This window comes from Pseudomonas sp. ok266, from assembly GCF_900110195.1.
GTDB classification, from domain to species: Bacteria; Pseudomonadota; Gammaproteobacteria; order Pseudomonadales; family Pseudomonadaceae; genus Aquipseudomonas; species Aquipseudomonas neuropathica.
In genome coordinates this window covers 160,762-176,431 of the sequence record NZ_FOCU01000001.1, presented here as the reverse complement: position 1 = coordinate 176,431, position 15,670 = coordinate 160,762, and the positions used below count along the sequence as shown (strand labels likewise).

The following is a 15,670-nucleotide window of genomic DNA, read 5'->3' as shown; positions in this document are numbered from 1 at the left end:
CCTCACCGGTAAGAAAAGGACTGCTTAGCGGTTAAGGGTTGTAGATATCGTCGCGCGTCCACGGCAGTTCATGGCTGCCATCCGCATGCGCCTTCACCGCGAGGATCTGGTGCAGATTGATCCAGCCGCGCGCAAACGCATAAGCGCAACCGGCCAGGTATAGACGCCAGATACGCAGCGCTTGATCCGGCACCAGTTTGCTAGCGGCTTCCAGGTTGTCCTCCAGCCGCTCGCTCCAGTGGTCCAGCGTGCGCGCGTAGTGCAGGCGCAGGCTTTCGACGTCGACAATCTCCAGACCGGCTTCGCTGATCTCGGCCGATATCATCGCCAGGTGCGGTAATTCGCCGTTGGGGAAGACGTATTTCTCAATGAAATCCCCGGCACCACGTCCCACCGGGCGGCCGTCGGTGTGCTTGGCGGTGATGCCATGGTTCATCACCAGACCGCCCTCCTTCACCGCGCCAAACAGGGTTTTGCAGTACTCGGCCAGGTTGGCATGGCCAACGTGTTCGAACATGCCGACGCTGACTACCTTGTCGAAACGCCCGTCCTGAGGCAGGTCGCGATAGTCGAGCAATTGCAGTTCGACCTGGTCTTCCAGGCCTTCGGCTTTGACCCGCTCGCGGGCCAGTTCCAGCTGTTCCTTGCTCAGGGTGATGCCGAACACTTTCGCCCCGAACTCCCGCGCGGCATACCTGGCCAGCCCACCCCAGCCGCAACCGACATCCAGCAGATAGTCACCCGGCTGCAAACGCAGCTTGCGGCAAAGGTGGCGGAATTTGGCTTGTTGCGCCTGCTCGAGGGATTCGCTGCCGGTTTCGAAATACGCGCAGGAGTAGGCCATGTCGCTGTCCAGCCAGAGCTGGTAGAACGCATTCGACAGGTCGTAATGGTAGGAAATGGCTTTGGCGTCGGTTTCCTTGTCGTGCAAGGTACGCACTGGCTGACTGTCGTCATCTTCGCCGAGCAACGCGTTGCTCAATTCGTCGCAGACCCGGATGACCTCGCTGATCGAGCCCTCCAGTTCCAGCTTGCCTTCAACGAATGCCGCTCCGAGCGTGTCGAGGCTTGGATGGGTAAACTGGGTGACCATCGTCGGGTCCTTGACCACGATGGTGACGCTGGGCGCCGGCCCCAGATTGAACTCATGGCCATCCCAGAGTCGCAGGCGCAGCGGAAGCTGCAGATTCTGTAAGGCCGGTGGAAGTTGCGCGAGCATGGAAAATCCCCCTTGTTTCAGACGTCAGATCTGAGGGTAGACCATCCCGAAAAAATAGCAGGCTATCGATTTGATTAACCTTGTCTATCGTTGCAGACGCTCCAGCAAACCATCCTGTATCCACTGTTTCAACCAGGTAACCGCTTGAAGTGGCGCGCCCTCACCATAAGTGACTGCTAACTCGGCGCACAGTTCGGCGAAATTCCAGCCACCGTTGAGTATGCCCATGAGAGCTGAGGCTTCGGCTGAATCCAGGCTGCGGTAACTGCAGATCAACTGGTTTCGCCAGATCAGACAGATCTGTGGGATTTCGAGCGGCGCGCTTTCAGGGAATTGCGCTTCTTCCTTCACCGAGCGCCATAAAGATAGGCTGTTGAAACGGCACTCCAGCCGTTGCATGGACGGCACCGCTCTGACGCGTAATTCGGGCCACTCCTCCGGAGCCAAAGCCGCCATGGCCTCAATTGTCAGCGGCTCAGCGGCAGGTGCATCGAAAGCCAGGGTGAAGGCCCATTCGAGCGCAATCAGCTCGGCCAGCGGCGCGCTCTGTTCCGGCACCAGATGCTCGCGGACGAAGCCTTCGAAGCCTTTACCCAACCAGCGCAGGCTGAAGTGCGCAGACGGATACCGATAGATGTAAGCCATTGCGAGGCGGTCGAATTCCTCATCGCCCAGCCAGTGCAGGCTCGTGGGAAAGTCATTGCGCAACACGTCCAGCAAACGCGCCTTGTAAGCATTGTGGTAGATCGCCAGTCCCGTGCCGACATCCAGTGTCGGGCCACCGATCAGGCTCTCGCTCAACGTCGGATTCGCGTTGGGGTCTTCTTCGAGCAGAAACGCTTCAAACGCCAGTTGCCACTCTTTCAGGAGCATGGTTGCCTCCGCGCAAGAACCTTGTTCCCGAGCTGACGGGCCGTTTGCAGTTCATCAAGCAGCGCTTCGAAGGGCGGAAAATGATCGTCGCGTTCCAGCAACGTCGCCACCGGGCCGAAATGTTCGAGTGTGCGTTGATAGAGCGCCCAGACCGGATCGCTCACCGGATGGTCGTGGGTGTCGATCACGTAATCGCCGTAATCGCTGTGCCCCGCCAGATGCAGTTGGCGGACTTTATCAACGGGCAGGCTGCTGATGAAGTCCCATGGATCGAAGCCATGATTACGTGAACTGACGTAGACATTGTTCACATCCAGCAGTAATTCGCAGCCGCTCACATGGCTGAGCAAAGCAAGAAACTCCCACTCGGTGAATTCGTCAGAGGCGCCGCGCACGTAACTGGAGACGTTTTCCAGCACCAACGGGCGCTGCAGAATGTCCTGAACCTGCATCACCCGAGCAGCAATGTGGACCAGGCTTTCTTCGGTGTAAGGCAACGGCAGCAAATCGTGTAGCTGATGGGCATTGCCGCGGCTCCAGCACAGGTGATCAGAAATCCATGCCGGTCGGACGCGTTCGGCCAATTGTTTGAGTTGTTTGAGGTAGTCAGGATCGAGGGCATGCGGCCCGCCGATGGACAACGATACGCCGTGCATCACCAACGGATAGCGTTCGGCGAAGGCATCGAGGTAATACAGAGCCTTGCCGCCCTGCACCATGAAGTTTTCCGAGACCACTTCGAACCAGTCGACATCCGGCGACTGCTCAAGGATCTGTTGATAATAAGCACTGCGTAAACCCAGGCCATAACCCAGAAAAGGAAAAGAGGCGGACATGTGCGGACTCCTGATAAAAAGTGGCCGCAGTGGCGCAAACCACTGCGGCAACACTTGCCGGTCAGTTATTCGCCGACCTTGCCACCGGCTTTTTCGCACGCCGCCTGAGTCATTGCCTTGAAGCCCTGGCCTTTGCAGGCGCCCATGCCTTTACAGGCGTGGTCTTTGGTTTTGCAGTCGTTCTGGCCTTTGCAAGCGGTCACGCCGTAGCAGTGAACGTTGGCATCGGCGGCCATCGCGTTGGAGGCAACACCGGCAAACATTGTGGCGGCAGCCAAAGCGAGAGCGGCACCAGCAGCAGCGGTCTTGATGGTCATTTTTCTTATCCTCGGTAATCGTCAGGGGTGTCGGCTGGAAGGTTGTTCAGTCCCGACATAGCACTAGAGAGAGCGGCCCCGACGGCGTTACAGAGGATCGAAAAATAATTTCAAAGATCGTTCTTGAGCTTGAGCAACGGCTCCTGAAAGCGCAGCAAGCGCCCGGCATTCCCGAGGACCAGCAACGTGCTGAGGTTGTGCAGCAGCGCGGCGATCATCGCCCCGGCGGCACCCAGCCAACCGAAAGCGGCAAACACGACAATGGCCAGCGTCCAGCCCAGGCCGATGATCACATTGACCTGCAACGTCCTGCGGCACTGGCGGCTAAGCCGCACACATGTACCGAGACGGCGCAGGTCACTGCCGATCAACACGATGTCGGCTGAGGCCAGCGCGATGTCCGCTCCGCCCGCGCCCATCGCTACACCGACCACGCCCGCCTTCAGTGCGAGGGAATCGTTGATACCGTCACCGACTACCATCGGCCGGAAACCATTGTTGATTTCCTTGAGTACGTGATTGAGTTTGTCCTCGGGCAGGGCTTGGGCTTGCACCTCATGCAAGCCGACCTCGCTGGCCAGCGATTGCGCCACGCTTTGGCGATCGCCGGTCAGCAGCAATTGCCGGCCAAGACCCAACTCGCGCAATTCGTCGAGGGCAAAACGCGCTTCCGGTTTAACCGTGTCGGCAAGCAACAACCAAGCGAGGAATGCACCGTTCAATGCCAACCCGGCAATCGGACCGTCGTGATCGGGAACCGTCGTCGTGGTGATGCCCAGTTGCGCGAACAACTCCGGTCGGCCCAACGCGGCTTCGCCTTGCGCGGTCATGGCCACCACGCCGAGGCCCTGACGTTCGTGGATATCACTGAGTGCCAAACATTCTTCCTGATTGACCAACCCTGCGAGCGCACGACTGACCGGATGACTGCTTGCCGCGCCAAGGCTGGCGGCAAGCGCGATGATCACGGACGAATCTGCACACGGATTATTGATCGACTGCAGGCGCAGGGTGCCGAAAGTCAGGGTGCCGGTCTTGTCGACCACCAGCGAAGTCAGGTCGGCCAGTTCTTCAAGGAACGCCGAACTGCGGATCAGTATGCCGTGACGTGCGGCCACCGCCACACCCGCAATCGCCGTGGCCGGAGCCGACAGCACCAACGCACACGGACAAGCGGCGACCAATACCGCAAGCATCGCTTGCGCATCGTGAGTGATAAACCAGGTCACTGCCGCTAGCAGCAAGACCAGCACCATATAGCTGCCAGCGTAACGTTCGAGCAACCGGGTGATTGGCGGTTTCGAGCGCTCGGCGTTCTGCATCAACGCAATGACCTTGCCCAGCGTCGACTCGCCACCGGTGCGCGTCACTTCAATACGCAACAGACCGTCGAGGTTGATCGCACCGCCGAACACCGACATGCCGACACCCGCCTCGACCGGCACCGATTCACCGGTAATCGATGCAGTGTCGAGACTGGCCTGACCGGATAACACTCGACCATCTGCGGGAATCCGATCACCGGCGCGCACTTCAACGGTGTCGCCGGCTTTCAACGTGCCGTTGTCCACTTCGATGATCGAGCCATCCACTTGCACCTTGCGCGCATGGCTGCGCGTCAGTTGGCCAAGGGCATGGATCGCCTCTTGCGAGCCGATGACGCTGCGCTCCTCCAGCACATGGCCGAAGATCATGATGATCGGCAGCAACGCCGCTGTCAGCAAGTCACCAGTCGCCCATGCACCGAGCATAGCCAGGGCAATCAGTTGATCGGTGATGCCGTGCAAGCTCGGATAGCGCAGGCTGTACCACGCCGAGCGCATTACCGGCACGCCAACCAATAAAGATGCAAACCCAAGCAGCAACTGACTGACACCGGTTTGCTCGGGCATCTGCCAGCGCCAGATCAGACCCAGACCAAGCAGGCCCAGCGCAAGCATGGCCAAGGTCAGTTGCCGTGCAGCACGGCGTTGTTCTGCCGAAGACAACAGGCTCGGTGCGGCGGTGGTCGCAGTCATTTACTGGCTCCCTGAATGATCAGACGGGAATCGTCTTTCGGGTCGACCGTGGTCACCGATCCGGCCTGGCCGAGTATTTTCGGCATGCGCTCGCGGTACAGGCGCAGGAGCATTTGCGGGTCGGTAGTGTTGGCCAGACTCAACACCGTGGCTGTGTCGGCTGAGGCTTTGGCCAAGCGCTCACCAGCCTGCGCGTGAGCGACTTGTAGCGTGCGGTCGGCCTGTTCATTCGCGGTCTGGGTGAGTTTTTCGGCGTCGGTGCGTGCATTGGCCACAGCTTTGTCGGCCTGCTGACTAGCGGTCAATACCGCGTTGAAAGCACTGACCGCCGGATCGGGCAGACTCGATTGCACATCCACCCGCGCCACTTCGATGCCGATGCCCTGCCCGCCTGCCTTCAACTCGGCCAAGCGTTTGTTGATGCCTTGCACCAGATCGCCACGCAGTTTTTCCCGACGTTCCGCAGCTTGATTGTCGGCGCCGATCAACTCCGGTCGAGCGACCAGAATGGTGTCCAGATCGCGTGCGGCCGTCAGCGCGACCGCGCTGCGCGTCACCAGACGATCCAGCGCCGGCAAGACATGCTCGCCCTGCAACACGAAGTCGTAAGGGTCAGTGACTTTGTAGAACACCCGCACATCCAGTTGCACCACGCCGGCATCACCGGTCAATAAATAACCGGATCCGGCCAGCGCATCACTCAGGGGGGTGGCAAAGGAAGCGACCCGATCGGCCTTCAGCGCCTCATCACTGCGCAACAGATTCTCGACGCGACGCTCGATCACCCGATCGGCTGCCGGCAGCAAAATCACCTGTTCGAATGGCTGCGGCCAAGCCAATAGCAGACCGGCATTCTGGATGCGATCCAGCGCGCCGAAATGCAAAACCACTGCGCGATTTTGCGGATCGATTTGCCGCACATTGGAAAACACCCAAACTAACGCCGCCAGGATCGTCACCGCGTACAAGGCAAAAAACGCCAAGCGCCCAGCTTGAATCCACGGACTGTTCAGCGAATGTGTTCCACGTGGAACTTCGTCATTCATGGCTGCGATCCGGTTTTGCTGTCGAGTGTCGGCGGGCCGTCGACCAATACTCGAAATGGGGCGGCGTCTGTACGCAGAATCAGTTTGGTGTCCGGCGTAACGATGGTGCCGAGGGTGTCCAGCGAGCGCAGCAAATTGTAGAGCTGCGGTGAGCTGGCGTAAGCACGGCCATAAATCTGCGCCGCTTCGACACGAGACTGCGCTTCGATCTCTGCCGCTTTTACCGTCGCGTCAGCCTGCACAATTCGCGCATCGCGCTCAGCTGCGGAACGGATTTGCGCGGCCTCACGTTTGCCGACCGCCGTGCGTTCAGTGGCAATTGTTTCACGCTCGGCGCGCATGCGATCGACCGTGGCAGTGAGTGTCACCGACGGCAAGGTCAAACGCTCGATGCCGACTTGCACAACCCGCACGCCATACGTCGCGAGCAATTGCTGATCGATCTGCTGGCGCAACTGCGCTTCGAAATCGGCGATACGCACCTGACTGGCATCGGTGTTCACCAGATTCGCCAGATCAAAACTGCTCGCGGTGGTTTCCAGCGCCGAGCCGACAAAGGTACGAATCTGCCGCGCCGCTTCGTCCGGCTGATTCTGCACCGCACGCATGAAACGCTGCACATTGTCCGCATCGCCCTGCACCTGCCACGCGACGTAGGCCTGCACAATGATGCGCAAGCCGTCACGGGTGCCGACATCCTGCAAGCCACTGGACGTCGTGCGCAAACGCAAGTCGACCGGAATCGCCGCCTCGAACGGCGCTGGCCAACGCCAGCTCAAACCCGGATCAAGCAACACCCGCGCAGGGTTACCAAAACGCGTGATGACCGTGGCCTCGCCCGAGCGCACTTGCACCAGGCTGGCCGCCGCGATGGCGAACGCCACCAGCAATAGGGCCCAACTCATGCGTCGCCACGGGAAAGGCCCTGCCTCTTCCGGCGCACCGTGGTGATGGTGATGATGCCCATGATGATGGTGATGTCCGCCGTTGCCATGATCGTGGCCGCTGTGATCATGCGGTTCGTGAGTATGCGACTGGCTCAATGGGCGACTCCTGGTTGAGCGGTGGTACGCGCGGGCGTCGGGTCAGCCGGCAGCGTGAAGGTCCGCAAGTCGATGGTCGGCGCATTGCTGCTGCCCCCGAGACGATGGTCGAGTACCAGCAACTTGGCCTTGCTCAGCCCTTGGCTGAGCTGACCGAGGTATTGCTCCAGCACGAAAGCCTGGCCGGCACTGGCGTAAGCTTTTTGCTCGGCGCTGAATTTCAGATCTGCCGCCTGCGCCGTAGCATTGATTTCCCGGGCACTGGCGCTGGCCTGATCGTGAGCCAGGCTGGCTTGCAATTGCGCCTGATTACTCGCTTCAGCTGCCGCGCCACGCTCGCGGGAGATCAATGCCTGCGCGCCGATCTGCGCGGCTTGCACGCTGTGATAGGCATTGGCAGCACCGGCCGGCGGGTGAATGGCTTCGACGACCGTGGCGAGAATCTCCACGCCACTGTTGAGTGTTTGCAGATCACGCTGCACCGCGCGACCAATCTCATCGCCCAGCCCTACCCGGTCTTGACCAAGTAAGCCGTCCAGCGTGCGCGAGGCAAAGTAGTGCACCAGAATCCGGCTGGCGGTGCTGCGAATCAGCGTTGGCACATCGGCGCTGTTATACGTCGCCGCCAGTGCGGCCTGATCGCTGAGGCCAATGCGATAGACGAAGCGCACGTCCATGTTGACGATCTGAAAGCTCTGTTGCTCGCCACGACTGCTGGCGATCACTTGCGATTTGTCGTTGACGTGGCTGGCGTCCCACAAACGGTTGGCGGTCATCGGTGCCGGACCCTCAGCAGGGTCGGCTTGCAGCGGGACCGGGTTGTCGCCGACGCTGGTGGCCAGTTCATGCACCACGCCGTTTTCGATGATCCGCACCCGCCCCAGCGGCCATGGTAAGCCGCTGTGCAACCCCGGGCCGAATACCTGCACCGGTTTGCCGAAGCGCTCATAAATACCGCGTCCCTGTAACGGAATTTCATGGATCCCGGTGAGCAACCAACCGGCTGCAGCTACTAGCACCAGCACCGGTAGAAAAGCACGGCGCATGTAGCTGAACGCCCAGATCTGGCGCAGATCGATGCCAAAACGGTTGTGCAATTCATGCTGCAACGCGAGTAAAGGTTGTGGCGGCCAGCGCAACATATCGGCGACAAAACTGCGCGCCAGCAGGCGCGGCTCAAGCTGCTCGCGACGAGGGCTGAACACTGAAAGAACGGCGCGCAATAACAACTCGATCGCGACCAATCCCGGCAAGATACCGATCAGGACAGCGACGCGAACTGGCCACACTGCATTCTCGCCAGCGAACAACAAACACAGTGCGCCTAGCACCAGGCTGATGATCGCCACACGCGTCAGTTGCGCGAGTGAAACCGCTTCGGGCCATTGCGCCGGGTTTTCCTGGGCCAGTTGCCGCTCCAGCACCAGCAGACCGAACGCCAGCAACAATGCCAGCGCTGCGCCCACCGTTGCCGATAAACCCACCGCAGCGGCCGGCAACGTCAGGTTCCACACTTGCTCGATGCTCAGCACCGTCAGCAGCGCCCAGCCCCCCAACCAAAGCGTCGCCGCGCCGATCTGACCAAGCAAATGCAAACCGCGCTGACTCAAGCGATCCAGCAGCCGCTCATACCACCCTTGCGGCGCGGGTTGTTCCTCCACGGCAAGCGGCGCCAGCACCACAGGATTGATCACCCGCGCGCGCCACTGTGTCACCCACCACGCCGATTGCAGCCCGGCAACCAGCACCAGCAGCGCGGCGCTCTGATTGACCAGCAGCGGCAGCCACAATGACTGCGGGGCAAACAGCCCGACAAAGAACGCCAGCACCCAGCCTGCCCCGGCCAATCCGCCGAAGCCGATCGCCCAGCGGCGCAGACGCCGGCTCTGCACGGCCGCCTGTTGAAAGCGCGGCAGTCCGGTCACGTGCGTGCCATCCACCTCCAGATCGACTTGCATATCACCCCAATTCATTAGCCAACACTGCATATCGTTACGATATAACGAAAAGCGTGAAATATTCGTACACAATTACGCTTATTCAAAGATGCCCAACCTGTCGCTTGGCTGAAGCCTTGACCGAAATGTCCGCAAACGCACATATTACGCTCGTAATTTTTATCCGAACTACCGTTAGCGATCTGCATCCATCCATCAGGAGCAAGCACATGAGCAACTATGACGTGGTGATTCTGGGCGGCGGCCCCGGTGGTTATAACGCGGCGATCCGCGCCGGCCAGTTGGGCCTCAAGGCCGCTTGCGTCGAAGGCCGGGCAACCCTCGGCGGCACCTGCCTGAACGTTGGTTGCATGCCGTCCAAAGCCTTGCTGCATGCATCAGAGCTTTACGATGCGGCGATGGGTGCGGAATTCGCCAACCTCGGCATCGAGGTCAAACCGACGCTAAACCTCGCGCAAATGATGAAACAGAAAGACGAAAGCGTGGCAGGCCTGACCAAAGGCATCGAATTTCTGTTTCGCAAGAACAAGGTCGACTGGATCAAGGGCTGGGGCCATATCGACGGCCCCGGCAAGGTTACGGTGACCGACGATCAGGGCGGCAAAGTCGAACTGACCGCCAAGGACATCATCATCGCCACCGGTTCCGAGCCCACTCCCCTGCCCGGTGTCGAGATCGACAACAAACGTATCCTTGATTCGACCGGTGCGCTTTCCCTGAGTGAAGTGCCCAAACACCTGGTGGTGATCGGTGCCGGTGTGATCGGTCTGGAGTTGGGCTCGGTGTGGCGGCGGCTCGGCGCGCAGGTCACCGTGGTCGAATACCTCGACCGCATCTGCCCGGGCGTCGATGGCGAGGCCGGCAAAACCCTGCAACGCTCGCTGAGCAAACAGGGCATCGCATTCAAGTTGAGTTCGAAAGTCACCAGCGCCACCGCTTCCGCCAACGGTGTGCAACTCAGCGTCGAGCCGGCCGCTGGCGGCACTGCCGAGTTGCTGGAAGCCGATTACGTGCTGGTCGCTATCGGTCGCCGCCCTTATACCCAGGGCCTAGGTCTGGAAAACGTCGGCCTGAGCACCGACAAGCGCGGCATGCTCGCCAACAAACAGCACCGCACCGAAGCCGCCGGGGTCTGGGTGATCGGCGATGTGACCTCCGGGCCAATGCTCGCGCACAAGGCTGAAGACGAAGCGATGGCCTGCGTCGAGCAGATCCATGGCAAGGCCGGCGAGGTCAATTACGACCTGATCCCCAACGTGATCTACACCAAACCGGAACTGGCCAGCGTCGGCAAGACCGAAGAACAGCTCAAGGCTGAAGGACGCGCCTACAAGGTCGGCAAATTCCCGTTCACCGCCAACAGCCGGGCGAAGATCAACCACGAAACCGAGGGGTTTGCCAAAGTCATCGCCGACGAGCGCACTGATGAAGTCCTCGGCGTACACCTGGTCGGTCCGAGCGTGAGTGAAATGATTGGCGAGTTTTGCGTGGCGATGGAGTTCAGTGCTTCGGCGGAGGACATTGCGTTGACGTGCCATCCGCATCCAACGCGGTCAGAGGCGTTGCGCCAGGCGGCGATGAATGTCGAGGGGATGGCGACGCAGATGTAAGCAAAAAAGTATGTGGTGACTGGGCGTCTGCTATCGCGAGCAGGCTCACTCCTACAGTTGATCGCGTTTGTTCAGAAGCACCGCGATCAATGTGGGAGCGAGCCTGCTCGCGATTGGGGACAACTCGGTCTCAGGCAGGAAGATGCCCCAGCGGCAACGCCCCCGGCGTCTTCACCGTGTGAATCGCAAAGTTGCTGCGGATGTCACTCACCCCCGGCAGCTTCAACAGGCAGCCGCTGAGAAAACGGTCATATGCGCGCAAATCCGGCACCACCACTTGCAGCAAAAAGTCCGACTCCCCCGACACCAGAAATGCTGAAATCACTTCCGGTAATGCCGTCACTGCGGTGTAAAACACCTCGGCCTGTGCATCGTTGTGGCGCTCGACCTTGACCCCGACAAACACCGTCAGTCCCAGCCCGACTTCATCGCGATCGAGATTGGCCTGATAACCGCGAATCACCCCGGCCTCCTCGAGCATCCGCACCCGGCGCAGACACGGTGAGGCCGACAAGCCGATTTCGTCCGCCAGCTCGACATTGCTCAGGCGTCCGTTGCGTTGCAGCGCCGCGAGAATCTTGCGGTCGAAGGCGTCGAGTTTCATGGTTGGCAGATCCTGATAGTCGGGGCGTTGAAAACCAGCAGATTATGCCAAAGCAGCAGGCTTTTGAAGCGGACTACGCAAGCACCTGCCTCACCTTTCGGGCCTAGACTTGGCGCACCGAATCGACAACGAAAGGGCTGCAACATGGCGAGTCTCTGGCTGTTCTTCCTGGCATTGGCGGTGGTCTATCTGTTGCCCGGCCCGGACATGATCCTGCTGCTGCAAACCGGCGCTCGGCAGGGACGCGGCGCGGCGCTGGCCACCGCTGTCGGTCTGGGCATCGCCCGTGGTTGTCACGTGGCCCTTGCGGCGTTGGGGCTGGCGGCGCTGTTCAAAGCGGCGCCGTGGACATTCGAGGTGGTGCGATTGGCGGGGGCAGCATATCTGCTGTGGATCGGCATTCAATGCCTGCGCAGCACCCTGCTGCCGAACCTGAATACCGGTGAAGCTGTCGACGCGCACGGGCAATGGCGCGAAGCCGTCCGACGCGGTTTGCTGACCAACCTGCTCAACCCCAAAGCGCTGCTGTTCTGCTCGGTGTTGCTGCCGCAGTTCATCGTCAATGACGGCGTGGCGGTGCTAAGCCAGTTCGCCGTGCTGGGCATGCTGCTTGTCGGTATCGGCCTGCTGTTCGACAGTGCCTACGCCCTCACCGGCGCCGCGCTGGGTCGTTGGCTGCAACACAGTCCAACGGCCCAACGCGTACAACAATGGTTGTTCGGCAGCTTGCTGATCGGTTTCGCCGTGCGCCTGACCTTCGTCCAGCAAGCTTAGCCTTTACGGACCTTGCGCTGGCGACGGCTGATCAACAGCAACGCAGCACCGGCGACCAGCACAACCGCGCCGATCTGCACCGGCCACTTGTACGGCCGCAGCGATGAACGCACGGCATCCGTGACCTGGGTGACGTAACGCTTGTCGGCGTTTTCGAAATCCGGGTACGGGCACTGATTGCCGAAATCCACCGCCCACGGGACAAACGGACCTTCCTTGATGTAACGCTGATACAGCGCGCTCTGATCTTCCAGGCTGCTGTTCCAGCCAGCGGCGTTGCACAGCACTGCGGCAAACGCCTGACTGGTGTGCGGCAGGTTGTCAGCGGCGCGCCCGGCCAGCGCGGTGGCGACGAAACGGTAGTGATAGCGCTGATCCGGTTTCGCTTCGCTGGCGACCTGACGTTGCACTTCGGCTTCGCTCACCAGCGGACCGACTTTCAGCTCGGTACTTTCCAGGCTGTAGTTGCCGCCGAACGTGGCGTAGTCCGGCGCCATCTCGTAACCGAGAATATCCATGCCCCACTCGCGGGCTGTCCACGCCGCGTTGTACAAGGCACTGGCGCGCTTGGTCGGCCACCACGCGGCATCAGCCTTCAGCCGTTGTTCGCCGTAGAGTCGGGCCTTGTTTTGCAGGTCGGAATTGTCGAAATAACCCACCGCGTCGGCGTAATGCCCTTCACGCAGCAAGCGTCGACCGAGCAGATTGCGCAGGCTGGCGGCGACCGGCAGCGGCACGTAGTTGTCACGCTCCTGCTGGGTCAACGCCGGCGGCGCCGGGACGTTGTCGTCGACGTATTTTTTCAATTCCTCGACCGTCAGCACGCGTTCGGCCACGGTCGCAGCGTCGAACCAATAGGTGCTGTTGCTGCGATACAACTGCACGAAGGCTTGCAGGTATTCGCCGCGCTGCAAGGCGAGAATCGCGCTTTCGCCCTCGACCCGGCACTTCGGCTGAACGGCTTCATACGCCCAGTCCGGGGTGCGCCGGTAACCCCAGTCTTCGCTCTGCGGGAAGGCCTGCGCGGCTTTCGAATAGGCGGCGGCCGCGGCATTTTTATCGCCGTCACGCACCGCCAGTTTCGCCCGTAGCCACCACGCCAATCCGCCGTCGCCGGCGTTCTCGAGAAAAGCCTTGGCCCCAGCGTAATCACCCTGTTGATAACTCATTGCCGCCAGACGATCAGCGTTGTCGAGGCTGCCACGGGTGCTGTTTTGCAGCAGCTTGACCAGTTTCTTCTCGTTCGGCGGCTCATCGCCAAACGACCAGCCTTGGCGGCTGACCAGCGATGCCGTGACCATTTGCTGCACGGCTTTGTGTTGCAGCAGCTCGGCCAGTTCGGCCTCGGGCAACTCCGCCAGTTCATTCATCAATTGCTTGAGCGAGGTGTAACCCACGGCCGAACCGTGCAGATTCTGTGCTTCATACAATTCGATGGCGCCGCTCCAGTCGCCCGCCGAGCGCAACACCCGCGCCTCTTCACCGAGGCTGGCAACACCCAACTCCAGCGGATCGCTGAAACCGTCGATGCTCAGTTGCCGGGCCTGGCGGAACGCATCACGCGATTGTTCCAGCGCCTCGACCCCATCCCCTCCTTCGCTGCTCATCGCAAACCAGGTACGGCCCATCGAATACGCCGCCCACGTGCTGCGCAACGGACGCTGATCTGCCGGCAGCGCCAGCAGCTTGTTGAAATACGCGACGGCGAGTTGATGATCGCCCGTGGCAAACGCCACCGCACCGGCCACGTACAAACGGATTTCCGTCGGCAGACTGGCGCCCTGCACCTCGACCTGACGCGCATCGGTCAGGCCACGCAGTTGTTTGACCAACGCTTGCTGCTCGGCGCTCAGTCCGGCCTGCTCGGCCTTCTCCCGTGCCTCGGCGGCCGCGTTTTCCTCGCCGTACATATCGTTCGGATTGTGCGTTGCCGCGGTGACATTCTTCAGCCCGGCGATGGCTTTGCCGAGGCGACTGAGTTCGAAGTTGAAGTTGCCCTCAGGCAGATCCGCGAGGGTTTGCCCGCGATTGTCGAGCAGGCGCATGGGGAAATCCGGTCCGCAGGCCAGCGCCGAACCCAGCGGCAGGCAGAGGCTCAGGCAGAGCAGATGGCGGGGCCAGTTACGGGTCAACATGCGAACCTCCTTGATCAATATTGGCGCAGCGCGCCCAACCGATGGCGCGCTGCCCGCCCGCCGGCAAACGGCCGTCGCGCAGGCGGGTGAAGGTAAGCAGATCCGGGGCTAGTTGCAACGAGTAACCGGCGAGCGCATCGGCGCCTTCACAGCTTTGCGCCTTCAAGGTGATTTGCGCAGGCCAGGCACTGTCGAGGTTACCGGGGTTTTCGAGTTTGATGTCGTAGAGACCGTCGTGTTCGCTGAACGTCACGCCGAGCTGGCTGACGAGTTGATCACCCCGGGCCACCGCGCGCAGGGTGGTCAGGCTCCAGGCGCGGCGATCATTGGCCAGCGGCAAGCGAAACCAGATCAGCCCGGCCAGATGCGCCGGCGGGTCTTCGCGCAGGGTCTTGCCGAGTTGGCTCAACTGCAGCGGATCGGCGAGCAACTCCTGACGCTCACCGCCGCGCTCAAGTTGCACCTCGCTTTCCACCACCGGCGCCCCGCCGTCATCCGGCAACAGCGCGACACCGTAAGCCGGCAGCGCGAGATAAAAAGGTTTGTCGGTAATCCGTGCCCAGGCCTTGGCCCACTTCAACGCCTGATCAGGATCGAACAAACCCCGACGCGGATCGCTGACGGCGTGGACTTGCAGCACGCTGCTGTCGACGGTTTGCAGAAGTTCGGGCAATTGCACACTGCCGAGCCAGGCCGGTAGTGCCGTGATGCTCAAGGGCAGATTCGTCGGTAAGGCCGAGCGCAGATGTCTGAGAAATTCAGCAAACGCCGGCAACCGCGCATTGCCCGCGTCGTGGTCGATTTCGACACCGCTCAGCGTCAGGCCTTGCGCCTGCCAATCGGCAAGCACCTGCAGAATCTGCGCGGTGACCTGATCCTGATCCAGCGACTTGAGTTGGCCGTCGAGACGAATCACGGCTATCAATGGACGGCCATCGGCTTTCAGTAAGTGCGCATCGATCCGCGCGCGGCTCCATCCGGCATTGGGAAAGGCTTGCAGTGCAAGGACGCGTAACGTCGAGAAATCCTGGCGACTGTCACGCAGCGCCGCCTCGTGGGCCGGCGTCCATTGGCGTTGCCAGATGTAGAGTTGTTGGTCGAGAGGGGGCGCGTCGTGTTGCTCGCAACCCGCGATAACGATGCCCAAAAACAGACCCACAATAAACCGCATACCTTCCAGCCCCCTGACAACACAAGGCTGCAAGGTTACACAAAAACCCTGTCGGAGCTGTCGAGT

General features: G+C 60.9%; 13 protein-coding genes. 2 read left to right on the top strand and 11 right to left on the bottom strand.

Going from position 1 to position 15,670, the window contains the following annotated elements; all coding sequences use genetic code 11:
- Positions 1-31: 31 nt before the first annotated feature.
- The 8 genes from cfaB to hflK (BMY54_RS00820) all read right to left on the bottom strand — a co-directional run bounded on the left by cfaB (position 32) and on the right by hflK (BMY54_RS00820) (position 9,310).
- Entirely contained in the window at positions 32-1,219 is a 1,188-nt protein-coding gene (gene cfaB / locus BMY54_RS00855) for a C17 cyclopropane fatty acid synthase CfaB (protein ID WP_093429584.1), read from the bottom strand.
- Positions 1,220-1,303: 84 nt separating this feature from the next.
- Entirely contained in the window at positions 1,304-2,092 is a 789-nt protein-coding gene (locus BMY54_RS00850; RefSeq protein WP_093429583.1) for an HvfC/BufC N-terminal domain-containing protein, read from the bottom strand.
- Positions 2,083-2,928, bottom strand: a complete 846-nt coding sequence (locus BMY54_RS00845; RefSeq protein ID WP_093429582.1) for an MNIO family bufferin maturase — start codon at positions 2,926-2,928, stop codon at positions 2,083-2,085. The genes BMY54_RS00850 and BMY54_RS00845 overlap by 10 nt, the downstream gene beginning before the upstream one ends.
- 65 nt (positions 2,929-2,993) lie before the next feature.
- Positions 2,994-3,245 carry a BufA2 family periplasmic bufferin-type metallophore gene (locus tag BMY54_RS00840; RefSeq protein WP_093429581.1) on the bottom strand — a complete coding sequence of 84 codons (252 nt, stop codon included), beginning with the start codon at positions 3,243-3,245 and terminating at the stop codon, positions 2,994-2,996.
- 110 nt (positions 3,246-3,355) lie between these two features.
- Complete coding sequence (locus tag BMY54_RS00835; protein WP_093429580.1) at positions 3,356-5,263, bottom strand: heavy metal translocating P-type ATPase; 1,908 nt, start codon at positions 5,261-5,263, stop codon at positions 3,356-3,358.
- Positions 5,260-6,309 (bottom strand): protease modulator HflK, encoded by a 1,050-nt coding sequence (gene hflK / locus BMY54_RS00830; protein ID WP_093429579.1) that lies wholly within the window; start codon positions 6,307-6,309, stop codon positions 5,260-5,262. Before hflK (BMY54_RS00830) ends, BMY54_RS00835 begins: the two co-directional genes overlap by 4 nt.
- Entirely contained in the window at positions 6,306-7,352 is a 1,047-nt protein-coding gene (hflC, locus tag BMY54_RS00825) for a protease modulator HflC (RefSeq protein WP_093429578.1), read from the bottom strand. Before hflC ends, hflK (BMY54_RS00830) begins: the two co-directional genes overlap by 4 nt.
- Positions 7,349-9,310: a protease modulator HflK gene (hflK, locus tag BMY54_RS00820; RefSeq protein ID WP_093429577.1), complete on the bottom strand. Its 1,962-nt coding sequence runs from the start codon at positions 9,308-9,310 to the stop codon at positions 7,349-7,351. Before hflK (BMY54_RS00820) ends, hflC begins: the two co-directional genes overlap by 4 nt.
- Positions 9,311-9,519: 209 nt before the next feature.
- Between hflK (BMY54_RS00820) and lpdA the strand changes: the two genes are divergently transcribed.
- Positions 9,520-10,920, top strand: a complete 1,401-nt coding sequence (lpdA, locus tag BMY54_RS00815) for a dihydrolipoyl dehydrogenase (protein ID WP_093429576.1) — start codon at positions 9,520-9,522, stop codon at positions 10,918-10,920.
- 130 nt (positions 10,921-11,050) lie between these two features.
- Here the strand turns inward: lpdA and BMY54_RS00810 are convergent, their stop codons facing one another.
- Positions 11,051-11,524 carry an Lrp/AsnC family transcriptional regulator gene (locus tag BMY54_RS00810; protein WP_093429575.1) on the bottom strand — a complete coding sequence of 158 codons (474 nt, stop codon included), beginning with the start codon at positions 11,522-11,524 and terminating at the stop codon, positions 11,051-11,053.
- 144 nt (positions 11,525-11,668) lie between these two features.
- Here BMY54_RS00810 and BMY54_RS00805 point away from each other — a divergent pair, with 144 nt between their 5' ends.
- Complete coding sequence (locus BMY54_RS00805) at positions 11,669-12,298, top strand: LysE family translocator (protein WP_093429574.1); 630 nt, start codon at positions 11,669-11,671, stop codon at positions 12,296-12,298.
- Here BMY54_RS00805 and BMY54_RS00800 read toward each other — a convergent pair.
- On the bottom strand, positions 12,295-14,433 hold the full coding sequence (locus BMY54_RS00800) for a hypothetical protein (RefSeq protein ID WP_093429573.1): 2,139 nt from the start codon (positions 14,431-14,433) through the stop codon (positions 12,295-12,297). The genes BMY54_RS00805 and BMY54_RS00800 overlap by 4 nt on opposite strands.
- Positions 14,420-15,604 (bottom strand): DUF3142 domain-containing protein, encoded by a 1,185-nt coding sequence (locus BMY54_RS00795; protein WP_093429572.1) that lies wholly within the window; start codon positions 15,602-15,604, stop codon positions 14,420-14,422. Before BMY54_RS00795 ends, BMY54_RS00800 begins: the two co-directional genes overlap by 14 nt.
- Positions 15,605-15,670: the final 66 nt, after the last annotated feature.

Excerpts from the sequence above, each read along its gene's own strand:
- BMY54_RS00840 (WP_093429581.1), bottom strand. The coding sequence starts at position 3,245 with ATGACCATCAAGACCGCTGCTGCTGGTGCCGCTCTCGCTTTGGCTGCC.
- lpdA (WP_093429576.1), top strand. The coding sequence starts at position 9,520 with ATGAGCAACTATGACGTGGTGATTCTGGGCGGCGGCCCCGGTGGTTAT.
- BMY54_RS00810 (WP_093429575.1), bottom strand. The coding sequence starts at position 11,524 with ATGAAACTCGACGCCTTCGACCGCAAGATTCTCGCGGCGCTGCAACGC.
- BMY54_RS00850 (WP_093429583.1), bottom strand. The coding sequence starts at position 2,092 with ATGCTCCTGAAAGAGTGGCAACTGGCGTTTGAAGCGTTTCTGCTCGAA.
- BMY54_RS00845 (WP_093429582.1), bottom strand. The coding sequence starts at position 2,928 with ATGTCCGCCTCTTTTCCTTTTCTGGGTTATGGCCTGGGTTTACGCAGT.
- hflK (WP_093429577.1), bottom strand. The coding sequence starts at position 9,310 with ATGCAAGTCGATCTGGAGGTGGATGGCACGCACGTGACCGGACTGCCG.
- BMY54_RS00795 (WP_093429572.1), bottom strand. The coding sequence starts at position 15,604 with ATGCGGTTTATTGTGGGTCTGTTTTTGGGCATCGTTATCGCGGGTTGC.
- BMY54_RS00835 (WP_093429580.1), bottom strand. The coding sequence starts at position 5,263 with ATGACTGCGACCACCGCCGCACCGAGCCTGTTGTCTTCGGCAGAACAA.
- BMY54_RS00800 (WP_093429573.1), bottom strand. The coding sequence starts at position 14,433 with ATGTTGACCCGTAACTGGCCCCGCCATCTGCTCTGCCTGAGCCTCTGC.
- hflK (WP_093429579.1), bottom strand. The coding sequence starts at position 6,309 with ATGAATGACGAAGTTCCACGTGGAACACATTCGCTGAACAGTCCGTGG.
- BMY54_RS00805 (WP_093429574.1), top strand. The coding sequence starts at position 11,669 with ATGGCGAGTCTCTGGCTGTTCTTCCTGGCATTGGCGGTGGTCTATCTG.
- cfaB (WP_093429584.1), bottom strand. The coding sequence starts at position 1,219 with ATGCTCGCGCAACTTCCACCGGCCTTACAGAATCTGCAGCTTCCGCTG.